At 72.1% G+C, this 1,919-nt stretch carries 1 protein-coding gene; it reads left to right on the plus strand.

All coding sequences use genetic code 11. The features are described from left to right. Positions 1-1,919: crosslink repair DNA glycosylase YcaQ family protein (locus I6U14_RS12535; RefSeq protein ID WP_296899795.1), on the plus strand; the 1,919-nt coding region annotated here is incomplete at both ends.

Consider the following 1,919-nt stretch of genomic DNA (forward strand, 5'->3'; position numbering starts at 1 on the left):
CGTGCCTTCCCCGTGGTGGGGCGGGGCGGGCCTTACCGCCGTTCTTGCCATGCGTCCGGTCCGCTTTCCGTCCAGCAACTTTGCAGACCTGAAGCCGCTGCTCGCCTGGAACCGCGCCAACGACGTGCTGAGCGCCCGTAAGGGCGCCGCCATGACGACACGGCTCAACGCCGGCACCATCCCGGACCGCGGCAACTACGCCGTGCATCTGGGCTCGGAAGGCCCGCGCATCGGCGAGCTGGACGAGGAAATGGTCTTCGAGACCCGCGCCGGCGAGTGCATCCTGCTCGGTGCTTCCACCTGGCGCGTGGAGGAGATCACCCGCGACCGGGTCATCGTCTCGCCGGCCCCCGGCGAGCCGGGCAAGCTGCCCTTCTGGCGCGGCGACGGCCCCGGCAGGCCCGTCGAGCTGGGCCGTGCCGTCGGCGTCTTCTGCCGCGAGGTGGCCAGCCGCGAGCCGGAGGCGGCCATCGACTGGATCCGGCAGCAGGCGCCGCTGGACGACTTTGCGGCCGCCAACCTCGCCGCCTACATTCACGAGCAGCGCGAGGCCACCGGCAAGGTGCCGGACGAGCGCACCATCGTCATCGAGCGCTTCCGGGACGAGCTGGGCGACTGGCGCATCTGCATCCTGACCCCCTTCGGCGCCCGCATCCACGCCCCCTGGGCCATGGCCCTGCAATGGCAGCTGGAGCGCCGCGAAGGCTTCGAGATCCAGGTGATGTACACCGACGACGGCATCGTCCTGCGCATGGCCGACGGCGACGAGCTGCCGGACCTGATGGCGCTCTTGCCGCACCCGGACGAGATCGAGGACCGCATCACCGAGCAGCTCGCCGACACGGCGCTCTTCGCGAGCCTGTTCCGCGAGAACGCCGGCCGCGCCCTGCTGATGCCGAAGCGCACGGCACAGGGCCGCCGTCCGCTCTGGGCACAGCGGCTCAAGGCCCAGAACCTGCTCGCCGTGGTGCGCCGCTACCCGGGCTTCCCGGTGGTGCTGGAGACCTACCGCCAGGCGCTGAGCGACCAGTTCGACCTGGCCGGCCTCAAGGACCTGCTGCGGTCCGTGCAGTCCCGGGCCGTGCGCGTGCACGAGGTGGAGACGCCGAGCGCCTCGCCCTTCGCCCGCTCGCTGGTGTTCGCCTATGTCGCCGCGTACATCTACGAGCAGGACGCGCCGATTGCCGAGCGCCGTGCCCAGGCCCTGACGCTGGACCGCGGTCTGCTCGCGGAGCTGCTGGGCCAGGCCGAGCTGCGCGAGCTGCTGGACCCACGGGTGCTGGAAGAGGTCGAGGCCGAGCTTGCGCACCTGACCCCCGAGCGGCGGGCGCGGGACGCGGACGAGGTGCATGATCTGTTGCGGCGGTTGGGGGATTTGAGCGAGTCGGAGATCGTTGCGCGGTGCGCAGCCGGTGCTGCTGAAGGCGAGGCTGGACCGGCGCCGGGATTCGATGCCGATCGCGGTCCCGATTTCGATTGGGAGCCGGAGCCGACGCGCGGTTCCAGCGGCGAGAGGCGTGGCAACGCTGGCGGCGGCGCCCTGGTTCAGGCCTGGCTTGCGGACCTGAGCCGCCAGCGCCGCGCGGTTGAGATCCCCATCGCCGGTAAGCGCCGCTGGATCGCCGCCGAGGACGCCGGGCTGTACCGGGACGCCCTCGGCAGCGTGCCGCCGCCCGGGCTGCCGGAGGCCTTCATCGCGCCCACGGAGGCGCCGCTGGAGCAGCTGATCCGCCGCTACGCCCGCACCCACGGCCCCTTCCCGATCCAGCAGCTCGCCCGCCGCTTCGGCCTGCCGGCGGCGCAGCTCGAGCCCGTGCTCAAGCTGCTGGAAACCCGCGGCGAGCTGGTGCACGGCGAGATCCGGCCAATGGGGACAGAGCCCGAGTGGTGCGATGCCGAGATCATGCGTCGGCTCCGCC

It is taken from the genome of Thiohalocapsa sp., from assembly GCF_019695415.1.
Classification (GTDB): Bacteria; Pseudomonadota; Gammaproteobacteria; order Chromatiales; family Chromatiaceae; genus Thiohalocapsa.